Origin of the sequence: Paraburkholderia sp. CNPSo 3274, from assembly GCF_024206475.1 — a bacterium.
GTDB lineage: Bacteria > Pseudomonadota > Gammaproteobacteria > Burkholderiales > Burkholderiaceae > Paraburkholderia.
This window is the reverse complement of the sequence record NZ_JAMBPR010000057.1, coordinates 1-20,509: the sequence shown is the minus strand read 5'-3', so window position 1 is coordinate 20,509 and position 20,509 is coordinate 1. Positions and strand designations below refer to the sequence as shown.

Genomic DNA, 20,509 nt, shown 5'->3' with positions numbered 1-20,509 from the left:
ACCGGTCCGTTTGCGAACATCTCAACTTAGCGCTCGAGCGGTGCAGCTTCTGGCGCGCGGCGTTTGAAAGACGGCGCGGCAACACCCTCGATCATGATATTCACGCACGTTGGCAGCTTCGTGTTCTGCGCAGTCTGCGCCCGTTCGATCGCGTCTTTCATGTCGTCCGCACGTTCGACGAACGCGCCAGCTCCGCCGAAAGCCTCGGTCACGCGATCGTAACGAGCAGGCAGCAGCTCGCAGCCGATCAGCCGCTCAGGGCCATAACTGCGCAACTGGATCTGATACTCGGCGTTCCAGCGCGCATCGTTGCCAACCACGGCCACGAAGGGTAATCCGTAGCGCACGGCGGTATCCATTTCTGCCGCATGAAAGCCGAACGTGCCATCCCCCATCACGGCGACGACAGGCGAATCAGGGTATGCAACGCGCGCGGCCAGCGCGAACGGAAGCGCGGCGCCGATCGCCCCGGCAACGCCGTTGATCACGCGATTGGGCGCGCGCAGGCAGGCTTGCGCCCACTGCCCGAATTCGCCGCCATCGGAGACGAAAACCGCATCGGGATGGCTGTCGAGCAACGCCTGGAACGGCGCGAGCGCCTGAACAGGATGAACACGTCTTTCGAGCGACGATGACGCCGTGCGCCATTGCTCGGGCCGCCAAGCCATCGCGCCCCGCACGTCGCGCGCCCATCGTTCATCGCACTTGTAGTCATTGCGGCAAACGGTAGCCAGCGTGTCGAGCGCGGGGAAACTATCCGCCACTGCCGTGCCGATCAAGCGCTCACCTACCGCGCGACGCGTGCGTGCAATCTCCTGCGGCTCCGGGTCGACCTGCAGAAACGTGCAACCCGGCGCAAACGCGGGCGATTTCCCGAACGCCAGCGTGAAATCCATCCGCTTGCCTACCAGCATCACGCGGTCAGCCTGCGCCAGAACCTCGGCGAACGCCCCCAGAGCTGGATCGTTGATGCCTCGCGGGCTCTCCATGCCGATGACGGGCACCCCGAGCGCCGCCGCAAGCGTGTCCGTCCGCTCGCGGCCGGCGCGGGTCATGCACGCCGGCCCCACGAGGATCAGCGGGCGCGACGCCTCGGCGAGGCTCGAGACCAGGCGCCTGGCCGTTGTATCGTCAAGCATCTGCCTCACCGGCAAAAAGCTTTCGGCATTCATCTCACCGGGCACGTGCGCCGCGCCCTCCAGGACGTCGGTTGGAAGGCTCAGGTGAACGGGCCCGGGCCGCCCCGACTGCGCGGCGCGCATCGCGTGGACCAGTTCATCGACCAGGGTGTCTGGATGCTGTGCGGTGGCGGCCATCTTCACCAGCGGCGCCGCGACATCCGCCTGCCGCATCTCCTGAAATGCGCCCATGCCCAACCGGTCGTGCGGGGCATGCCCGGAGAGCAGCAGAACGGGCGATTCCGCCATCTGAGCCGTATAGAGCGCCGAAACCGCGTTGGCGTGACCGGGACCGCCGGTCACCAACGCCACGCCGACCTTGCCGGTCAAACGTGCATAGGCGTCCGCCATATGCACGGCTGCGGCCTCGTGGCGCGTGTGGAACAACTCGATACCCGCGCCAATGCAAGCGTCGAACACCGGCATGATGTGGTTGCCCGACAAGGTGAAGATATGCTTCACCCCTGCTTTGGACAACGCCTTTACCAGCGCGTCAGCGCCGCGGCATGCAATCGACATTCCGATATCTCCTGTTCAAGACGTGTTGATTCGCGCATTAAATGGGTGTCGAGTGAATTATTCGCGTCATCCACCACGGCGAAAAGTCAGTAATTCTTGAAGTCAACGAAAGAATTGCTTCGTCTCGCACACGATGCGCCGACACCCATGTTTTCCCTGATGGCAATCCGAAGGCTAACACATTACATTGCGACTCATACATATGAGTTGTATGACCTCATCGAACAGCCGACGCTCCCTGCGAGCCGCATACGCGCGACGGTTACACAGCAAGTTTCGATTCGCAGAGCTACCTTTTGCCCGGCCACACATGGGCCGGACAACGTTGCCGGACCTCGCTCTCCAAACTACATGCGCCGGGCTGCGCTGCGGATGTCAATCGCTCAGGCGGCGGAGGTGTGCGTTGAACCTCAGACTTTCTTTCAGCAAGGATTACTACGCCGGCGCACTGATGGTCGTGATCGGCGTGAGCGCCGCGTACGCCGGCATGTCGTATGAAGTTGGATCGCTGACGAGCATGGGTGCGGGTTTCTTTCCCGTAGCCGTGGGCACGCTTCTGGCTGTCATCGGCATTCTGATTGCGCTCGCGGCAAAGGACCTGCCCAAACCCGCTTCGAACACGGCGGATGCGCATTCGCGGCTGCCCGACCTGCGTGGCGCCGTTTGCATTATCACGGGCACGCTCGCCTTCATCCTGCTCGGCAAGTACGGCGGCCTGATTCCCGCCACGTTCGCGATCGTCTTCATTTCCGCGCTCGGAGACCGAACCAATACCCTGTTTCGCGCAGCCGCGTTGTCGATCGTCATGTGCGCGATCGCCCTCGTTGTCTTCTCATGGGCGCTAAAACTTCAGTTGGCGCCATTTGCCTGGGGATAGTGAGCAACATGATCGAACAATCCTTGCACGACCTCTTTTACGGCTTCTCGGTTGCGCTTCAAGGCACCAACTTGATGTGGTCGTTCTTTGGCGTCCTCGTGGGCAACATGGTGGGCGTGCTGCCGGGCATGGGCGCGCTGTCGGCAATCTCGATCCTGTTGCCGCTGACCTATGTCATGCACCCAGTACCGGCGATCCTGATGCTCGCCGGTATCTTCTACGGATCCCAGTATGGCGGCGCGATCGGCGCCATTCTGCTCAATCTTCCTTCTCACCCTCCGCATGCGATTACGTGCCTGGACGGGTATCCCATGGCAAAGGCCGGCAGAGGCGGCGCGGCGCTTGGCATCACGATGTTGAGTTCGTTCTTTGCGGCGTCGACCGGCATCATCCTGATGATTTTTGCTTCTCCATTGCTCACGGCAATGGCATTCAAGTTCGGCCCCTCGGAGATCTTCTCCGTCATGTTGCTGGGTCTCCTCGCGGGCTCGATGATGTCGAGAGGCTCCGCGCTCAAAGGCATCGCCATGACGCTTTTCGGCTTGCTTTGCGGCATGGTCGGCACGGATGTCAATACGGGCACGTTCCGTTTCACGTTTGGCCTGACCGACATGAACGATGGGCTCGAACTGGTTGCGATCGCCATGGGGCTCTTTGGCGTGGCCGATTTCCTGTGCAACGTCAACCGAATGCAGGTATCGAGCAAGTCGCTCAGCGTGCGCTTCAAGGATATGCGCCCCACGCGTGAGGAACTCAAAGCCACCTTCTGGCCCATGACACGTGGGACGGCCGTGGGCGCGCTGTTCGGCGCCATGCCGGGAACCGGCCCGACGATCACGACGTTCGTGGCCTATGCGCTGGAGCGCAAGCTCTCGAAGAATCCCCAGGCGTTCGGCACCGGCGTGATTGCCGGCATCGCGGCGCCCGAAGCGTCGTCGCACTCGAAAACGCAGGTCGATTTCATTCCGACGATGAGCCTCGGCATACCCGGCGATCCGGTGATGGCGCTGATTCTCGGCGCACTCATTATTCAGGGCATTACGCCTGGCCCGCAGTTGATCTCCGAACACCCCGATATTTTCTGGGGACTCATTGCAAGCTTCTGGATCGGTAATATTCTTCTCGTTCTGCTCAATGTGCCGATGATCGGCGTGTGGGTCAAATTGCTCAGACTGCCCTACCGATATCTCTTTCCCTCCGCGATGTTCTTTATTGCCGTTGGCGTGTTCAGCACCCAGAACAGCCTTTTCGAGGTGTGGCAAGTTCTGGCGTTCGGCTTGATCGGCACCGTGTTCAACTACCTTGGATTCTCAGTCGCGCCTATCCTGCTTGGCTTCGTCCTCGGACCGATGATCGAGGAGAACTTTCGCCGCGCGCTGCTCATTTCGCACGGGAATATGTCCATTTTCGTCGATCGGCCCATCAGTTGCGGATTCCTCATTGCATCGCTGTTGCTCGTCGTGATGGTCACGCTATCGGCCCAACGAAACCGCCGCCGCGCGAGCAAGACAGAACGCGTACGCCAGGGTGGAACGCGAGCCGAAATGCCTCGGGCAAGCAGCGATTAAACGGGGCAGTAAAAAGACCGCCCGGCTGCAAACTGCCCGGGCGGTACCGTCGATCCGGTTAGCGTAAAGCGGCCCAGGAATCTGGTGTAAGCAGGCCATAGCATCGGTAGTGTGCGATCACGTGCTCGTCGCAACGCCAGTACAATACGGGTTACTACCTAACCGAAAACCCGATTGAACGTGAATACCCCCTCCTCGCCCGCCCGCACTTCCCCTGATACCTTCCAACGAATTCAACGCCAGTTCGCCGCTGCCGCACGGTGGATGCTCGAGTTGCACGACGACATCAGCGATCTGAAAGCGGCCGTCAATCGTCGCTCGATTCAGTCCTGACCTCGGCTCGGCCGCCGCGCTTGCGATACGGGGCCGAGAATCAGCCGACAAAATGAAAAGCCCGCCAGGACATCGCATCCGGCGGACTTGAGAACAACGAAAATCAGCGATCAGAAGATCCGTCCAGCATGGCGATGCAGTTCAATTTGCACTGATATGGCTCGAGCTGACGACCTTTTGCCATTTCGCCGATTCCGTGGCGATCCTGGCCTGAAGTTGTTGAGGCGTGTCGCCTACCGGGTCCATACCGAGCACGGCCAGGTGTTGGCGAGTATCGGGCTGTGACAGCACCTTTACGGTATCTTGCTGAATCTTGTTGATGACGTTGGCAGGCGTGCCGGCCGGCGCCACGAGTGCGAACCAGCCGGTCACATTGAAACCGGGCAACCCGGCTTCGCTCACGGTCGGAATATCGGGCCAAGCAGCCGAACGGTGGTCGCCGGTCACGGCGAGCACCTTGATCGTCTTGCCCTTCATGAAGGGCATGGCCGCGGCGATGTTGGGCAACACGACCTGCACGCGGTCCGCCATCAGATCATTCAGCGCAAGCACCTCGCCCTTATAGGGCACGTGAACCATCGGAATGCCCGCCGCGCCCGAGAACGCTTCGTCGGCCATGTGAACTTGACTCCCGATGCCGGCCGAACCAAAGTTCAGCTTGGGATGTTGCGTTTTCCCGTACGCGATCAGCTCTTTTACATTCGAAATGGGCAGCGAGGGCGCAATGGCAACGACCATCGGATTACTCGCAACCGTCGTGATATAGCTGAAGTCCTTGCCCGTGTACGGGAGTTTTTTGTAGATGTACTGATTGACGGTGAACATGCTCCCCGACGCCAGCATCAATGTGTAACCGTCAGGCGGAGACTTCGCTTCGACTTGCGCAGCGATCATGCCACCCGCGCCGGGGCGATTGTCGATCACCACGGACTGCTTCCATAGCGTCCCCAATCCCTGGCCGATCGTACGCGCCAGCACATCAGTCGAACCGCCGGCAGAGAAGGGGACGATGATCCGGATCGGCTGGGAAGGCCACGCGTCTTCTGCATGAGCGCCCGACTGCGCTTGCAGGACAGCGGAAATTGCGGCAGCGAGCACGAGCCCGCGCCGAAGCGTGCGAACGAAATTGGGGGGCATTGCGTTGTCTCCGTTTGAAATAGTGTGGACCGGCCGTGGCTCGATTCAAGGTGGACAGCGAAGCAGTTTTCGCAAATGCGCTTGCCACGCGGCACCGCTCATTGCGCCATCTGCTCGCAAAGAATCGTTTCTCCCGGCCGTACCCGGCTAAATGTCACAGGCTCCTGTTTGATCTCGACCTCTCCTCCACTCTTGCGAATCGTCGTGTAAGCGGACATCACCAGATCGCCGGCCTCCGGATAATCTTCACGGAAATGAGCGCCCCGCGAATTCTCACGGGATATGGCTGCCTCGGTGATGATCTGGCTAACTGAAATCAGATTCTTCAGGTTCAGCCAGTCGTGCCACTGCGCGTTGAATGCGCGATCGCCATCCACGACGCCAGTGAGCATCAATCGTTCATGAAGTTCGCCCAGGACCGTGCGTGCCCGCAAGAGCCCGTCGCGATCGCGAATGATGCCGACATGCGTCCACATGCATTCGTAGAGCGACTCCCGAATGCTCTCGAGCCCTTTTCCGTTTTTGGTGAAGGGGGCTTCGGCCTCCTTGATGGCGCCTTCGATGGCAAGCGAATCGGGTTCGTGAAACTGGCCCTGCGCTTTTACCCACCTCGCCATGTTGTCGCCCGCGATGCCACCGAACACAGTGGAATTCGCCACACCGTTGCCACCCAGCCGGTTCGCTCCGTGCACGCCACCCGTGTCTTCTCCCGCGGCGAAAAGGCCACCCAGCTCGGTGCTGCAGTCGGTGTGGAACGTCACGCCGCCCATCATGTAATGCGCGGTCGGCACCACTTCGACGAGGCCGCCCGCAAGATCGAACCCGCAGTCCGCGCAACGTTCCACCATGCCCTTGAACTGCTTGCGCACCTTGTCCGGGCCAAGGTGGCTCATCTGGATGTACACCCCACCATTGGGCGAGGTCCGCCCCGCACGCATTTCAGAATAGATGCCGCGCGAAACGATGTCGCGCGTGGCGCGTTCGCCGCGCTTGTCATAGTGATCCATGAAGCGCTCTTTCGAGCCGTTCAACAAGTACCCCCCTGCACCGCGGAGTCCTTCTTCGAGCACCGTTCCGGTCATCCGCGTGTGACTGCCGGCAAGCAGACCCGTAGGATGAAACTGCACCATTTCCATATCGCGGAGCGTGAGGCCCGCGCGCAGCGCCATTGCGAGTCCGTCGCAGCTCTTGTCCCCGGACGGCGTATGGAACTTGTACATCGTCGGACCCCCGCCCGTGGCGAGCAGTACCGCCCTTGCCTGCACGAATACGAACCTGCCAGTGCGCATGTCGATCATCAACACGCCCGCAACATGCTTGCCGTCGCGGGTCTTGATCAGCTCGATGGCCCGGTGCTCCTCCAGGCGGTGGATACCGCGGCTCCACACCTGTTCGGCCAACCGGTTGATGATCTCGATTCCGGTCAGGTCGCCTTTGTGGACCGTTCTGTCGAACGTCTGACCCGCGAACGCTTTCTGGTGAATCGACCCGTCCGGGTTACGGTCGAAAAAGCAGCCAAGCTCGTTCTCGAGCTCGCGCACGCGCTCGACCGCCGTGCTCACCAACGCCCAGGCGAGATCCTGGTTGGACAACCATTTGCTTCCTTCAATCGTGTCCATGAAGTGACGCTCGACCGAATCGCCGGGGGCCAGCGCGACGTTATAGCCGCCCTGCACCATACGTGTACAGCCGCATTTTCCGAGCAGCCCTTTCACTGCAACCGTGATCGATAGGTCAGGCGCCTGCTTGTGCGCGTGAAGCGCGGCAAATAGACCGGCGCCGCCCGATCCAAGAATCAGGATATCCGTCTTGACGCGCTCGATATTCATTTTATCTGGACTCCCAAGCTTTCAAGAACTTCGGCCCGTCTCGAGGCGGTGTTGCCCTTGACTTCGTCGTACAGGCTGCCGCCGTGGCTATCCATGGCCACGAGCAGCGGACCGAAGCCCTTGATCCGGAATTTCCAGAGTGACTCCGGATTGAGGTCATCCAGATCAACGGCTTCGATCTTCTCGATCCATGTCGTTTCGAGCGCTGCCGTGCCGCCGATAATGGCCAGGTAGACGCCGCCCAGATCCTGGAACGCCGACTTCGATCCTTCGCGCAAGCCGCCTTTGCCAACGATCATGCGCACGCCATACTGCTCCATCAGCGGGCGCGTGAAGCGTTCCATGCGGTCCGACGTGGTCGTGCCAATGCAGACCGGTTGATATCCCGCCGGGAATGCGTCGCTTGGCGCCACCTTGCGCACGTTGGGCGCAGTGTGAATGACCGCGTGCCCGCGAAGGTCGAATTCCGTCGTGCGCCCCTTGTCGAACAGATGAATCTGCGTTGCATCGCGGATACCGAAAAGCGTCTGATGCAACGTCACCGTATCGTTCGCCCGCAGCTTGCGGATCTGCGACTCGTCGACAGGCGTATGGAGGTCGTAGTGAGCCATTTCAGAATCCGTAAGTGAGACCGTCTGTGGTAAGCCGCGCCTTCGCGCGCCGCGCCGAGTGACACTGCATGTTGACCGCAATGGGATTCATCGTGATGTGCGTCGACGCCAGTTCGATATGCACCGCGAACGCCGTGCTATCGCCCCCGAGACCCTGCGGGCCGACACCGAGACGGTTCACCGCCTCCGTCAGTTCGCGTTCGAGTGCGGCGCCCGCTGGGTCAGCGCAGGCGGTGCCCAGCGCGCGCGTCGCGGCACGCTTGGCTAGCGCAATGGAAAGATCGGACGTGCCGCCAAGGCCCACGCCCACGATCGTCGGCGGACACGTCTTGCCGCCTGCCGAGATCACACAGTCGACGACAAACATTTTGATCGCATCGATACCCTCGGCAGGCACGGCCATCTTCAGGAAAGAATTGTTCTCCGAGCCGCTGCCTTTCGGCACCATCTCGATGGTTGCGGTCTCGTTCTCGTCCGTGAAGTCGACGTGAATGACGGGAACCTCGATGCCGCACGACGTGTGATTGTTCTTGCGCGTGAGCGGATGCACGACCGACGAACGCAGCGGGTGCTCCCTCGTGGCGCGCTCGCATCCTTTGCGAATAGCCGCCTTCAATTCGAATCCGTCGAACTCGACATTCCGGCCAAGCGCGACGTTGTAAATCGGGATGCCCGTATCCTGGCAAAGCAGGTTCTCCGTATCCTCGGCGACACGGATATTGGTCCGCATCGTTTCGAGAACCCGCTGCGCGACCGGCGACGTTTCGCTGGCGGAAAGCCTTTCGATGCCATCTTTCACGTCGGGCGGCAGCAACTTGAGGGCGCGGATATACAGTTCCTTCGAGGCTTCTTCGACGACGTCGAGATCAAGTTTCATGGCCGTCTCTTCCGGATTGGTAAAAAAATTGTGGGGCTGTCGCGCAGCGTGGATTCTCGATACGGGGCTAATGCATGAGCGCGAGCAGGAACGCGAGGCCCGTACAGGTGCTGGCACCCAAGCCGAAGGCGAGCCAGTTTTTTCTCAAGCCGGTCCACGGCAGAAACTCAATCAGCAAAAGGCGAATCCCTCCCATCATGTGAAGCGAGAGCAGAACCACGAGTCCCCATTCGCCAAACTTGAACAGTGGCTGGTCAGTCACACGAAGAAAACCGGCGAGAGAAGCCTCTCCCGTTATGGCATGGCCGAGTGCCCAGAAGTGAACCGGCAGGAACAAGGCCAGCGCCAGACCGGAAAGACGATGCACCAGAAAGGCCCACCAGGCGGGATGCGTGCGGGCGCGATAGTCGTTCTTTCGCATCACGAGACGACTCCATAAACGGCCCGCAAACCCATCAGCGCGAGGCCAGCGGAAAATGCGCAACAGGCGGCCTGTGCAGGCTTTCCGCGCCAGTGCAGCCACTCCTCCGCTATTCTGAGTAGACCGATAGGCACATGGATCGTGCACGCCATCACGAATACCGTATAGAAGGCGCCAAACCACAGATTTCCACGAGTGCGACCGAGAATGGCCGATGCGCTCAAGCCGCTATGAACAGCGTAGATGATGACGCCGAGATGAACAAACACGCAGAGCGCGAGCACAGTCGCACTCATGCGCTGCCAGTACCAAAGACGAGCCTGAGTGCGAAGAGATAGGCCTTGCATTACAGGTCTCCTTCGCGCGCGGCCTTCATCGTCATCCGCTTGAGGCCGGCAATGCCCGCTGTCGGCGAGAGCTGCTTGGGGCAACGCTCCGTACACGTGGCCTGGGTATGACACGAGTGACAGCCCGCGTCGCCAGCGACGGCGCGCAGACGTTCGAGCGTTTGCGTGTCGCGTTCGTCGTTGACGAGCGTCCACGCACGGTTCAGCGCGGCGGGCCCCAGATAATCCGGGCGCCACGTCACGACGTCGCAGGACGAATAGCACACGCCACAACCTATGCACTCGATCCCGGCGTCCGCCGCCTTTCGTTGCGCGCTCTCGGGACTCACTCTCGCGAAATCGTCGTGGCGCGAGCGGCTACCCGAAAACTGCCCCTTGGCCCGGCTCCACTTGTCGAAGAAGTCGCTCATGTCGGTCACGAGGTCCTTGATGACGGGCAGATTGGAGAGCGGCGCGATCTCCAGTTCGTCGTTCACCGCGACTTTCGACACGTGCGTGCGGCAGGTCCAGCACGCCTTGCCGTTGACGTTCATCGCACAGGATCCGCACATGCCCACGCGGCACGCGAACCGGTATGCGAGGTCGGGCTGCAGTTGCCGCTGGATGAACGTCACGACGTCCAGGACCGTTTGACTTTCGTAACGCGGGACGTCGTAAGTGACGAGCCCACGCGTAACACTTCTCCAGACTCTGACTCGAAGTTTGTCGGTATTCACGATGCCTCTCGAATAGCTGCTGACGCAGTACGATTGAACGGATTTCGTACATCGATTGTTCAGCAATTCATCGTCAAGAAAAATCGAATAATTCTGGCGTTCAGCTAAAGGTTTCCTATACCTCGCCGCGCACGCGCCGCAGCTTCAGCACGGTGGCCATTTGCGCGTTGTCGCGTTCCTTTTCGAGTCCGGACACCACGAGCGTGGCAACGGCGTTCCCGATCATGTTGGTGACGGCCCGCACTTCGGAAATGAAGCGGTCCACGCCGAGAATGAGGGCCGCGCCTTCAATGGGAATCTGCTTGAATGCCGTGAGCGTCGCGAGCAGCGTAACGAAACCTGCGCCCGATACACCGGCTGCGCCTTTCGAGCTGATCATCGAGAGGACCATCAGCCCGATCTGATCTCCCCATGAAAGCTGTACGTTATAGGCCTGAGCGATGAACATCGCGCAAATCACCTGCGCCACGCAGGTCCCGTCGAGGTTGAATGAATAGCCCATTGGCATCACGATACCGACGACCTGTTTGGGGCACCCCATGCCTTCGAGCTTGCGGATCAACTGCGGGAACACGGATTCAGACGACGTCGTGGCAAGCACGAGCAGAATCTCTCCCTTCAAATAATTGAGCAACCGAAGCAAACTGAAACCGCTCATCCGGCAGATGGTGCCTAGCACGACCACGAGGAAAAAGATCGTTGCGACATAGATCGTGATGAGCAGCATGCCGAGCGAATTCAACGCCGACAGTCCATATTTCCCGACTGCAAAGCCCATCGCCCCCAATGCGCCGAGCGGTGCGAGCTTCATGATGAAGCCGACAATCTTGAAGAGCACCTCCGACACTGCTTCGAAGAACGCCAAGACCGGCTGCCCCTTCTCGCCGATATAGGACAATCCCACCGCGAACAAGCAGGCAATCACGACGATCTGAAGCATGTCGCCCGAAGCAAAGGGACTCAGGAAACTCGAAGGAATGATGTTGAGGAAAAATCCCGTGAGGCCGCCGCCGTGATGCACTTCCGTTTGATATTGCGCCAGCACATGCACATCGGCTGTGCCAGGCTCGATATTCATGCCGACACCCGGCCCGATCAGGTTCACCATCAACATGCCGATGAGCAAGGCCAGCGTGGTCACCACCTCGAAATAGATAATGGTCTTGCCCGCGATCCGGCCCAGCGTGCGCATTTCGCCGATCTGCGACGCGCCGCATACGATCGTGGTGAAGATCAACGGCGGCGTAATCATCTTGATCAGACGAATGAACGCATCCGATAACGGCTTCAGGGACTGGGCAAACGTCGGGAAGAAGTGTCCGACGGCGATCCCGATCAGGATGGCGATCAGGACCTGGATGTAGATATGCCTGCAAAAACGACGCAACATGGTGTCTCCTTGATCTCGCCCCACGCCGCGTGCACGCGACGTTGGCGAGAAAGATGCCGGGCCGCGCAGACCGGTCACTCTGACCAGTTGTGGCAACGACCTGAAGATCGCCTCTACCGGGCGAATATTTCCAGGCCGTCTCAAGCATTCAATGTTGATTGCCGTTTTACCAGCGCTTCGTCTTGATGTTGTGAACGTGAGCGTGCTCGCCCGCCTTGATGGGCGCCACGACCTTGCCGATATCGACGCCGTATTTGTAGACGGTGTCGCCCACGGCCATGTCCTTGAGCGCGACCTTGTGTCCGATCGGAATGTCCTGCTGAGCGACGATCGCGACGACCTTGTCGTCATCCATGATCCAGGCATTCAACGCCAGGCCCGCCTTGATACCCTCAACCACGGCGACGCCAACCGTGTCTTCGCACTCATGCAACACCGCGTGAATCATCGTCTACTCCTTGTTCAAGTTGAATCGGATGTGTGGGCCGGCATTGGCAAGGAAGCGGCCTAGCCGAACAAAGCGGGTAAGGAACGAATGATCAAATTGACAGCTGCGACGATAAGAACGATCCAGAGAAGCGTGAGGACGCGTGACGCCGAAATGGCGCTGCGTAGCCTCGCGCCCGCGAACAATCCCACTGCGCCACAAGGCAACAGAAAGCTCGCGAGCGGCAGAACAGCAGGGTTTTTATAGAGCCCGGAAACGGCGAAGAGTCCGAGCCGGGCGACCGCCGTGGCGGTAGTGAGTGTGCTGATCGTTGCGCGCCGCTGGTCGGGATCGCGCAGACGACCGGCCAGATAAATCGTGTAGACCGGGCCGCCGGTACCGAATACTGCTGTGAGGCATCCGCCAAAGAAGCCCAATGGCACCGCCCAGCGTCCGCCAATCTCACGAAATTCGCCGCGGGACGTGACCTTCCAGAGCGAGTAGGTCAAAAGGCACACGCCAAGAATGAGTTCGAGCGGCTTTTCCGGCACGCAAACCAGTACGCTCACGCCCAGCAGAAGCCCGATGCACAACCATGGCCCGAGCCTTTTGAGTTCCTGTGTCTGAACAAACTGAAGGTTGCGCATGCCCACGAGCATTCCGGCGACGAGATCGAGCACCAGCATCACGGGGGTTGCCGTGCGCAGGGGAACCAGTTGCGTGAGCAATGGTATGGCAACGATCGACGAACCAAAGCCCGTCAGCCCGTACACCAGATACGCGATCGCCACGACACCTCCTGCCACCGCGATCGAACTGACACCGATTCCGATGGCGCAGGCGGCGATTTGCGCATTAAACCAGGCTGTCATTGATGAAGAGTCCCGGAGCGACTTTCAGCGTTGTGGGGGCATGCGGGCGATACATGAGCTGCACCGCCCCAGAAATTTTGGCCGCGCTGCTGCGTCCATTGTCGCTTGCGGCTTGCTAAAGATAAACGCAGTAATGGTTTTCCTGAGACCAGGAAATACTTTAGGTTGCGTAAAATTTCGGGGATCGAAGCGAGCATGTCTTCTCCGCGAAGCGCGAGCAATGCCATCCATTCGCACCCTCAAAATATTTCTCTCCGTCGCGCGATGTGGCACCTTTGCGGCCGCCGGCAACAAGGTTGGCCTCACCGCTGCGGCCATCGGCCTGCAGATTCGCGCGCTCGAAAGCGATCTCAATGTTCAGCTTTTTGACCGCAACGCGCGCGCTGCCGTGCTGAATCCGGTTGGCCGCGCACTCATTCCCGAGATCGAAGAAATCGTCCGCCGCTACGAGCTCCTCGAGGTCGCCGCCGGTGGCGACGAAATGTCGGGGACGGTCGTGATCGGCGCACTCGTCTCCGCGCTGATGGGCGCGTTCGCGGATGCCTTATGGTCAATACGTCAACACCATCCTCGCCTCGATGTGCATCTGCTCGCAGGCATGTCCAGCGATTTCGCGCACCAGGTCGAAGTCGGCGAACTCGATGCGGCGGTCGTCACGCAGTCTCCGCATCCTCTGGCGTCCACACTCCTTTGGACACCTCTGTATTCGGAACCGATGATTCTCATCATGCCAAGCGCCCCGCACTTCGATTTGCCGCCGCAGCAGGATGACATCCTCCGCAATGCGCCGTTCATGCGCTTCGACCGCAGCACATGGACCGGACACCTCGTGCAGAATGTGCTCGATCAATGCGAGGTCGAAGTCAACGAGGCGATGGAACTGAACTCCGTCGAGGCGATCGTCGCCCTGGTGCGTCAGGGCTTCGGTATTTCGGTCGTTCCGAAACTCGCGAATGTCGATTTCGACAACGATCGCGCAATCCGCGTCATGTCGCTCGATGGCGTCGACGTGCGGCGCCACGTTGGCTTGCTCGAACGCGCCAGGCACAGCCGTACGGCATTCACCGATGCGATCAAAAGTTACTTCACAGCGGCCTGACACCTCTGGCGATCGCCGCACGCGCTCACGCTGCCAACGCTCGCAACTGATTGAGCAGCGCCTCGGGAATGTCGATGCCGTCGCGCGCAGCGGTATCTGCGAGATCGGCCCGCCGTTGCCCCGGCAACCGCACATCGGCGTCCTGCAACATCACTTCGATCAACGCCTCGACACGCGAAAGATAGGCGGCATTGCCCGTCAGCGCACCCGGATCGATCGCCCAGAACAGGTGGCCCACGCGCGACTTCTCGCCCTCTTCGGTCAGGAACGAACCCGCCTCGTAGCCGAAGTTCGCCCCGGCCAGGGCGGCGGCAAGCAATTCGACCATGAGCGCGAGCATCGCCCCTTTCGCCCCGCCAAATGGGAGCATCATGCCTTCCAGCGCGGCCTTTGCATCGGTCGTCGGCCGGCCATCGCGCGAGGTCGCCCACCCCTCGGGGATCGGCTTGCCTTCGCGGGCGGCCACCATGATCTTGCCGCGCGCGACATTGGACAACGACAGGTCGATCATCAACGGCTTGCCGTCGCGGCGCGGAAACACGGCCGCCACGGGATTGGTGCCGAACACGGCATGCCGCCCGCCCCACGCCGGCATCGCAGCGGGCGTGTTGCTGAATGCAAGCCCCACCATGCCAGCCGCGCCGACCGGCTCCAGATGCCAGGCGCCCGCGCCGAGGTGGTGGCTGCGCTTCACGCTCGCGACCGCACTGCCGTGTTCCCGCGCGCGGTGCACGAGCGTTTCAACGGCCAGTTCGCAAGCGGGAAACGCCATGCCGTCCGCAGCATCGATCAACACCGCTGCATTGCGCGATTCGACCACTGACGGGCTTGCCTTCGCATCGACACGGCCGTTGCGCAACTGCGCGACATACATCGGCAAACGCGCGACGCCGTGCGAAGACAGGCCGCGCTCGTCGGCGTAGACAAGCGCCCGCGCCGTGGCCTCCGCCGTGCGCGACGTGGCACCCGCGGCAAGCATCGTGCGCGTGGCAAGGTCATGAAGATCATCGGACGATATCCGCGTCATATCAGAGTTCCTTCGTTTTCGTTGAGTCATGCTCGCCCGCGAGCAACGCCTCCATCACGCGTGACGCGACCAGTGTGCTGACGCGCTCGTTCGACTGCACGGTCAAGCCCGCAATGTGCGGCGTGAGGATCAGGTTGGGCACGCCCGCAAGCGGCGAACCCGCCTTGAGCGGTTCGTCGGCGAACACATCGAGCGCGGCGCCGCCCAGGCGGCCTTGCGTCAGCGCTTCGGCCAGCGCGCTTTCGTCGATCACGCCGCCTCGCGACGTATTGATCAGGACTGCATGCGGCTTGAGCATCTCCAGCTGCGCCGGGCCGAGCAGATGGTGCGTGCTCTCGACGAGCGGCACGTGAACGGTCACGACGTCGGCGGCGCGCAGCGCGTCGTCGAACGACATGCCTCGAGCGCCCGTTTCCTGCCAGCAGGCCGCATCCGCCGGAAGCTGCGGATCGAAGCCCACGACCTGCATGCCGATGCCGCGCGCCAGCTGCGCGACGAGCCGCCCGATGCCGCCAAAACCGATCACGGCCATCGTGCCGCCCGCCGCTTCGCGCCCGTTCGAGAGTGCGGTGCGCGGCCACTGCCCCTGTGCGACGGCCGCGCTCGACAGGTACGCGCCGCGCAGCAGCATCAGCGACGTGGCGATCACATACTCGGCCACGGCTGCCGCGTTGGCGCCCGTTGCCGGAAACACCTGCACGCCGCGTTCCCTGCATGCGCCGAGTGCGATATTGTCCAGCCCGACGCCGAGCCGCCCGACCACCGACAAGCGCGGCGCGTCGTTCAGCAGCGCGGCGGTGACCTGTGTCCGGTTGCGCACGATCAGCGCGTCGGCGTCCGCCAGCAGACTGCGCAGCCGGTCGGGTTCGTCGACGAGCGACGCATGTGCGTGCACGTCGAAATGACGCCGCAGCGAAGCCACCGCGGACGCGTCCATGAACTCGCTGATGACGATTCTCTTGCGATCGGTTTTCAATTCGGGCGTTCCTGTGCGTACGCGGCTGGCTTTCTTTCGTTGACGCTCTCGACCAGTTCGGATTCCGTATCACTCACGCCTTGAACGGCACGTGGCGCCGCCAGCACCTTGCGCGCCGTCTCGGCGTCGAACACGCCCTCCCAGCGCGCGACCACGATCGTCGCCACCGCGTTGCCGATCATGTTGACGATCGCGCGAATCTCGTTGAGCACGCGGTCGATGCCGATGATCAGCGTAATGCCGGCAACAGGAATGATGTTGTGTGTGGAGAGCGTGGCCGTGAGCGCCACCAGCGCCGCGCCTGCAACGCCCGCGCCGCCCTTGGACGTCAGCAGCAGGATGGCGAGCAGGCCGAGCTGTTGCAGCAGCGACAAATGCGTATTGGTGGCCTGCGCGATGAAAAGCGACGTCATCGTGAGATAGATGGCCGCGCCGTCGAGATTGAACGAATAGCCAGTTGGCAGCACAAGACCGACGATGGGCTTCGGGCAGCCCAGGCGCTCGAGTTTGTCCATCAGGCGCGGCAGCACCGATTCCGTGGTCGACGTGCCGAGCACGATGAGCAGTTCCTCGCGCAGATAGTTGAGCAGCGGCCACAAGCCGACGCCAGCCCAGCGGCAGATCGTGCCGAGCACCAGGACGATGAACAGGATGCTGGTGAGATAGAAACACACGATCAGCAGACCGAGCTGCTGCAGCGTGCCGATGCCGTACTTGCCCACCGTGAACGCCATGGCGCCGAACGCACCGAGCGGCGCAAGTCGCATGATCATCTCGACGATACGCATGAGCGCCTCGCCGCTCTGCTCGATCACGCGTGACAGGAAACGGCTGCGGCGCGACATGATCGACAATGCCACGCCGAACAGCACCGAGAACAGCAGCACCTGCAACAGGTTGCCGTGCGCGAACGCACCGACCACCGAGTTCGGCACGATCTCTTCGAGGATGCTTTGCGACGCCGCGGCATGCGCTTCGCTCACGTAGTGGCTCACGGCCTGCGTGTCGAGCGTAGCCGGGTCGATATTGAGTCCTTCGCCCGGATGCAGCACGTTCGCCACCACCAGGCCAATGACCAGCGCAAGCGTCGTCACCGCTTCGAAATACACGATCGTTTTGACGCCCACTCGCCCGACATGCTTGAGATTTTCCATCCGTGCAATACCGAGCGACACGGTGCAGAAAATCACCAGCGTAATGAGCATCTTGATCAGGCGAATGAACGTGTCGCCCAATGGTTTCATTTCAACGCCGAAGTGAGGCCAGAAATAGCCGACGAGAATACCGGCCACAAGTCCGAACAGGACCTGGGCATAGAGATGTCTGAGCACGCGCAAGGTGGTGTCTCCTCCACTCGCTGCTGCCTGGTGAAACAGCTTCGCGCACCGCGCGCGGACTTCCGTGGTCCGGTTTTGCGGCCGTGCGTGCACGGCCCTTTGCGCAGCGGTGCGCGCTGTGACGAAACTGCGGCGGAACTGCGTTCGCAAAGCCCGCCGCGCGGGCGGGCTTGCGGGGCGTTGCTTACGCCGATCAGGCGCTTTCGAACAGACGCGTGAGCACGAACTCGCGATGGCCCAACGTTTCCGCCGCGGTCCAGCGGCCGTTCGCCGTTGCGAGCATCGATTCGAGCAGCTTGTCGCCCGCCTGATCGAGGTTCTGCTCACGCTGCAGCAGGCCCGACACATCGACGTCGACGTGCTCGCTCATCGTGCGCACCGTGCGCGGATTCGCGCAGATCTTGATGACCGGTACGATCGGATTGCCGATCACGTTGCCCTGCCCCGTCGGGAAAAAGTGCACGGCGAAACCCGAGGCCGCGCACAGCGTCACCATCTCCGCCGCCGCCGACGACGAGTCCATGAACCACAGGCCCGCATGCGTCGGCTCCTCGGCCTTGTCGAGCACGCCGTCCACGCGGCACTTCTTGCCGATCTTCTGGATATTGCCGAGCGCCTTTTCCTCGATCGTGGTCAGGCCGCCTGCGATGTTGCCCTTCGTCGGCTGCGACTCGGAGAGATCGTCGGTCTTCCAGCGGTTGATCATGTCCTGATAGCGGTCGAACATGAACTGGAAGCGCTCGCGCACCTGGTCGTTCGCGCAGCGCGCCGCGACGATCTGCTCGCCGCCCGTCAGCTCCGAGGTCTCGCCGAACACGAGCGTCGTGCCGAGTCCGTAGAGCTTGTCGAACGCATTGCCGACCGTCGGGTTCGCGCCGCAGCCCGACGTCGTATCCGACTCGCCGCACTTGGTCGACACCCACAGTTCGGAAATCGGGCATTCCTCGCGCTCGAGCGTCGTCGCCCACTGCACCATTTCCTTGGCGGCCTTCGAGGCGCGCATGATCGTGTCATGGTCGCCGTGCAGTTCGATGCCGAAGCCCATCACCGGCTTGCCCGACTTCGCGATGCCGTCCACCACGCGCTTGGTCCAGCCTTCCTCGATCCCGATGACGATCACGCCGGCGACGTTCGGGTTGCAGCCCGCGCCGATCAGCGTACGGAAATGCAGGTCGAGGTCCGCGCCGAACTGGAGGCGGCCGTACGGATGCGGCAGCGCCATGGTGCCCTTGATGTTGTGCTCGACCGCTTGCGCGGCGGCGTTCGAAAGGTCGTCGACGGGCAGGATGATGACGTGGTTGCGCACGCCCACGCGGCCGTTCGTGCGGCGATAGCCGCGGAAAATGGTGTTCTGGTCAATCACGCTCATGGTGTCTCTCTCTGAATGGGAGGGGTTCGACTGGCAGGCTTGCCCGCGCCTTACCAGCGCTTCGTCTTGATGTTGTGAACGTGAGCGTGCTCACCCGCCTTGATGGGCGCCACGACCTTGCCGATATCGACGCCGTATTTGTAGACGGTGTCGCCCACGGCCATGTCCTTGAGCGCCACCTTGTGACCGATCGGAATGTCCTGCTTCGCCGCGACGGTGACGATTTCGTCCTCGTCCATGATCCACGCGTTCAGTTGCGTGCCCGCCTTGATGCCCTCGACGACCGCGACACCAACCGTGTCCTTCGCCTCGTGCAGCACGATGTGAATCGTCCTGCGCGCCGGATCGGCATGGGCCGCCGTTGAATCAGCCTGCTGTGCTGCTTGAGCTGCCTGGCTCATCTGAGTGTCTCCAGTTTTGTTCACGGGGGGTCTGGCGCGTGGCCATGCTGCGCATCATAGACAGCTCATTCATCCATGTCAACCATATCATCTATATGTGTTGAATGAGCCAGATGAAGTAAAATCGCGTCAAAGTCCGGAAAGTACAAGGAAGGGGGAACACCGCTATGAACACGCTGAAGAACGGCGCCGCCCACGCGGCAGGCGCGGCGAGCACGCCCGTCATCGGGGGCACGCGATACAAGGAAGTGAAAAACGGGATCCTCGCCGCGCTGTCGGCGAAGGAATGGAAAGGCGGCGAGGCGATACCTTCAGAGAAGCGCCTGTCCGAGCGCTTTGGCGTGTCGATCGGGACGCTGCGCAAGGCGATCGACGAACTCGTGGCGGACAACATTCTCGTGCGCCATCAGGGACTCGGCACGTTCGTCGCGCAACACCAGCGCGATCGCTATTTCTTCCGTTTTTTCCGTGTCGTGCGCCAGGACGGCGAGAAGAGCTATCCCACGGTGAGCCTCGTGTCGTTCACGAAGGCCAAGGCGACGCGGGAAGTCGCCGCGATTCTCGGCATCGAACCGAACGCGCGAGTCTACTCGTTCGTGAACCGCCTGGCGCTGCATGGCGAGACAGTCATGATCGACAGCATCACCGTTGCCGAAGAGCGTTTCGCGGGACTGACCGAAACCGCATTGCGCGAGCGGCCCAGCACGCTTTACAACTTTTACCAGGACGCGTTCCACATCAACGTGGTCGGCACCGAAGAACGGCTGCGCGTCGCGACGGCCAACGAGATCGAGAGTGAGCTCCTTGAAGTGGCGCCCGGTACACCGTTGCTCGAAGTCCGGCGGATTGCGTACTCGTATCATCAGGAACCTGTCGAGCTTCGCATCTCGCACGTGAACACCGCGCGCTACGAATACGTCGGTCCTTCCGCTTCACACGAAGAACCGCTCTAGCAGGTTGCTGAAGTACCGCTGAAACATGTCATCGCGCAGAGTTCGTGAAGCGTTGATAGATGAACCACCACTTACCCACTGGAGATCATGCGCGGCGCCGACACTTTCACCGAGAGTTTGTTTTCCGTGCGCAAGCTGGACGACTTCGTCCCCAAGTCGCATCCGTTGCGTTCGATCCGCGTAATGGCGAACGAAGCGCTGGCGAAGATGGATCGACTGTTCGCCGAGATGTACGAAGCGGACAT

21 protein-coding genes and 1 pseudogene are annotated in these 20,509 nt (G+C 61.3%); 6 read left to right on the top strand and 16 right to left on the bottom strand.

Features of this window, described 5'->3' with window-relative positions:
• Nucleotides 1-26: 26 nt before the first annotated feature.
• Nucleotides 27-1,697 (bottom strand): thiamine pyrophosphate-binding protein, encoded by a 1,671-nt coding sequence (locus tag M3I54_RS31005; RefSeq protein WP_254342862.1) that lies wholly within the window; start codon nt 1,695-1,697, stop codon nt 27-29.
• 451 nt (nt 1,698-2,148) lie between these two features.
• Between M3I54_RS31005 and M3I54_RS31000 the strand changes: the two genes are divergently transcribed.
• The 3 genes from M3I54_RS31000 (at nt 2,149) to M3I54_RS30990 (ending at nt 4,475) form a co-directional block, all read left to right on the top strand.
• Nucleotides 2,149-2,574 carry a tripartite tricarboxylate transporter TctB family protein gene (locus M3I54_RS31000; protein ID WP_254342951.1) on the top strand — a complete coding sequence of 142 codons (426 nt, stop codon included), beginning with the start codon at nt 2,149-2,151 and terminating at the stop codon, nt 2,572-2,574.
• Between the two features lie 8 nt (nt 2,575-2,582).
• Entirely contained in the window at nt 2,583-4,142 is a 1,560-nt protein-coding gene (locus M3I54_RS30995) for a tripartite tricarboxylate transporter permease (protein WP_254342860.1), read from the top strand.
• Nucleotides 4,143-4,316: 174 nt separating this feature from the next.
• Nucleotides 4,317-4,475 carry a hypothetical protein gene (locus M3I54_RS30990; RefSeq protein ID WP_254342858.1) on the top strand — a complete coding sequence of 53 codons (159 nt, stop codon included), beginning with the start codon at nt 4,317-4,319 and terminating at the stop codon, nt 4,473-4,475.
• Between the two features lie 141 nt (nt 4,476-4,616).
• Here the strand turns inward: M3I54_RS30990 and M3I54_RS30985 are convergent, their stop codons facing one another.
• From M3I54_RS30985 to M3I54_RS30940, 10 genes are all read right to left on the bottom strand, one after another.
• Nucleotides 4,617-5,612: a tripartite tricarboxylate transporter substrate binding protein gene (locus M3I54_RS30985; protein WP_254342856.1), complete on the bottom strand. Its 996-nt coding sequence runs from the start codon at nt 5,610-5,612 to the stop codon at nt 4,617-4,619.
• A 98-nt stretch (nt 5,613-5,710) separates the two neighbouring features.
• Entirely contained in the window at nt 5,711-7,441 is a 1,731-nt protein-coding gene (locus tag M3I54_RS30980) for an L-aspartate oxidase (RefSeq protein WP_254342854.1), read from the bottom strand.
• Nucleotides 7,438-8,052: a fumarate hydratase C-terminal domain-containing protein gene (locus tag M3I54_RS30975; RefSeq protein ID WP_254342852.1), complete on the bottom strand. Its 615-nt coding sequence runs from the start codon at nt 8,050-8,052 to the stop codon at nt 7,438-7,440. The genes M3I54_RS30980 and M3I54_RS30975 overlap by 4 nt, the downstream gene beginning before the upstream one ends.
• 1 nt (nt 8,053) lies before the next feature.
• A complete protein-coding gene (locus M3I54_RS30970) occupies nt 8,054-8,929 on the bottom strand; it encodes a fumarate hydratase (protein ID WP_254342844.1) in 876 nt (291 codons plus the stop codon).
• Between the two features lie 67 nt (nt 8,930-8,996).
• Nucleotides 8,997-9,350 carry a succinate dehydrogenase, cytochrome b556 subunit gene (sdhC, locus tag M3I54_RS30965; protein ID WP_254342842.1) on the bottom strand — a complete coding sequence of 118 codons (354 nt, stop codon included), beginning with the start codon at nt 9,348-9,350 and terminating at the stop codon, nt 8,997-8,999.
• Nucleotides 9,350-9,697 (bottom strand): succinate dehydrogenase, encoded by a 348-nt coding sequence (locus M3I54_RS30960; RefSeq protein ID WP_254342840.1) that lies wholly within the window; start codon nt 9,695-9,697, stop codon nt 9,350-9,352. Before M3I54_RS30960 ends, sdhC begins: the two co-directional genes overlap by 1 nt.
• Nucleotides 9,697-10,413 carry a 2Fe-2S iron-sulfur cluster-binding protein gene (locus M3I54_RS30955; RefSeq protein ID WP_254342838.1) on the bottom strand — a complete coding sequence of 239 codons (717 nt, stop codon included), beginning with the start codon at nt 10,411-10,413 and terminating at the stop codon, nt 9,697-9,699. The genes M3I54_RS30960 and M3I54_RS30955 overlap by 1 nt, the downstream gene beginning before the upstream one ends.
• 115 nt (nt 10,414-10,528) lie before the next feature.
• Nucleotides 10,529-11,803: a C4-dicarboxylate transporter DctA gene (dctA, locus tag M3I54_RS30950; protein ID WP_254342836.1), complete on the bottom strand. Its 1,275-nt coding sequence runs from the start codon at nt 11,801-11,803 to the stop codon at nt 10,529-10,531.
• A 166-nt stretch (nt 11,804-11,969) separates the two neighbouring features.
• On the bottom strand, nt 11,970-12,251 hold the full coding sequence (locus M3I54_RS30945) for a UxaA family hydrolase (protein ID WP_254342827.1): 282 nt from the start codon (nt 12,249-12,251) through the stop codon (nt 11,970-11,972).
• Between the two features lie 59 nt (nt 12,252-12,310).
• A complete protein-coding gene (locus M3I54_RS30940) occupies nt 12,311-13,021 on the bottom strand; it encodes a sulfite exporter TauE/SafE family protein (protein WP_254342825.1) in 711 nt (236 codons plus the stop codon).
• On the opposite strand from M3I54_RS30940, the gene M3I54_RS30935 reads away from it, so the two are divergent.
• A complete protein-coding gene (locus M3I54_RS30935; protein WP_254342823.1) occupies nt 12,963-14,201 on the top strand; it encodes a LysR family transcriptional regulator in 1,239 nt (412 codons plus the stop codon). The genes M3I54_RS30940 and M3I54_RS30935 overlap by 59 nt on opposite strands.
• Nucleotides 14,202-14,226: 25 nt before the next feature.
• Here the strand turns inward: M3I54_RS30935 and M3I54_RS30930 are convergent, their stop codons facing one another.
• The 5 genes from M3I54_RS30930 to M3I54_RS30910 all read right to left on the bottom strand — a co-directional run bounded on the left by M3I54_RS30930 (nt 14,227) and on the right by M3I54_RS30910 (nt 19,311).
• Nucleotides 14,227-15,228, bottom strand: a complete 1,002-nt coding sequence (locus tag M3I54_RS30930) for an Ldh family oxidoreductase (RefSeq protein WP_254342821.1) — start codon at nt 15,226-15,228, stop codon at nt 14,227-14,229.
• A gap of 1 nt (nt 15,229) precedes the next feature.
• A complete protein-coding gene (locus tag M3I54_RS30925) occupies nt 15,230-16,204 on the bottom strand; it encodes a hydroxyacid dehydrogenase (protein WP_302059209.1) in 975 nt (324 codons plus the stop codon).
• Nucleotides 16,201-17,541 (bottom strand): C4-dicarboxylate transporter DctA, encoded by a 1,341-nt coding sequence (gene dctA, locus M3I54_RS30920; protein WP_302059208.1) that lies wholly within the window; start codon nt 17,539-17,541, stop codon nt 16,201-16,203. Before dctA (M3I54_RS30920) ends, M3I54_RS30925 begins: the two co-directional genes overlap by 4 nt.
• Nucleotides 17,542-17,734: 193 nt before the next feature.
• Nucleotides 17,735-18,910: a UxaA family hydrolase gene (locus M3I54_RS30915; protein WP_254342819.1), complete on the bottom strand. Its 1,176-nt coding sequence runs from the start codon at nt 18,908-18,910 to the stop codon at nt 17,735-17,737.
• 50 nt (nt 18,911-18,960) lie between these two features.
• Nucleotides 18,961-19,311, bottom strand: coding sequence for a UxaA family hydrolase (locus M3I54_RS30910; RefSeq protein ID WP_375542244.1), 351 nt, complete (start codon nt 19,309-19,311; stop codon nt 18,961-18,963).
• A gap of 167 nt (nt 19,312-19,478) precedes the next feature.
• Between M3I54_RS30910 and M3I54_RS30905 the strand changes: the two genes are divergently transcribed.
• Both M3I54_RS30905 and M3I54_RS30900 read left to right on the top strand, forming a co-directional pair.
• The gene (locus M3I54_RS30905; RefSeq protein WP_254342818.1) at nt 19,479-20,264 is read left to right on the top strand and encodes a GntR family transcriptional regulator; all 786 of its coding nucleotides are present in this window, start codon (nt 19,479-19,481) and stop codon (nt 20,262-20,264) included.
• 87 nt (nt 20,265-20,351) lie between these two features.
• Nucleotides 20,352-20,509: pseudogene (locus M3I54_RS30900) on the top strand (IS5/IS1182 family transposase); the annotation flags it as partial.